2 protein-coding genes are annotated in these 711 nt (G+C 34.9%); both read right to left on the bottom strand.

The window, feature by feature from the left end:
* On the bottom strand, window positions 1-247 hold a 247-nt coding region (locus DN394_RS28780), incomplete at its 3' end, for a sigma-70 family RNA polymerase sigma factor (RefSeq protein WP_149294474.1).
* A 223-nt stretch (window positions 248-470) separates the two neighbouring features.
* A partial coding sequence (locus tag DN394_RS28775) for a phosphoenolpyruvate carboxylase (RefSeq protein WP_149294473.1) occupies window positions 471-711 on the bottom strand: 241 nt, incomplete at its 5' end.

Raw genomic sequence — 711 nt, 5'->3', positions numbered from 1 at the left:
TACACAGATTAGTCCCTATTCGGTAAATCCATGTAGAAAACTTCTGTTTCTGATCATATCGATCTAAGTTTTTATACACCCGTAAAAAGGTTTCTTGTACAACATCTTCTGCTTCATGACGGTTACTTAGCATCCGATAGCCCAAATGAAAAATTTTATCTTTGTATAATTCAACGATTTCGGCAAAAGCACGCTGATCTCCTTTAAGCGCTAGTTTAACCAATCTCGTTTCTATATTATCCACCATCACTCCCCCAGACTTCGTACCCTATATGTATGTGTAGCAATAGATTTATTTTACAATCCAATACAAATCGTAATTCAATCAAGCCAAAATTGCAATCGTAATCCTGCGAATTTTAAACTTTCAGACAAAAAAAAGCCGGAATATATCATTATTTGTAGCCATAATGTATATTCCGACTATTCTAAGACTTATTCTACGATTCAACTAAAGATAAAATGTAACATCAACCCGTATTACGAAGTCCTGCTGCAATACCATTAATAGTTAACAATACTTCACGTAGCAATTCTGGATTATCTTCATCTTGCTCACGAAGTTCACGTAGCTCGTTGAGCAATTGTACTTGAAGATAACTAAGTGGATCTACATAAGGATTACGTAAACGCACCGATTCCTGAATAACAGGTACATTGTCCAAAATATCTTGTTGATGAGTAATTTTAAGAACAAGATCACGAGTACGA

This window comes from Bacillus sp. BB081 (assembly GCF_008368895.1).
GTDB classification, from domain to species: Bacteria; Bacillota; Bacilli; order Bacillales; family Bacillaceae_G; genus Bacillus_A; species Bacillus_A wiedmannii.
This window is presented reverse-complemented; position numbering and strand designations above follow the sequence as displayed.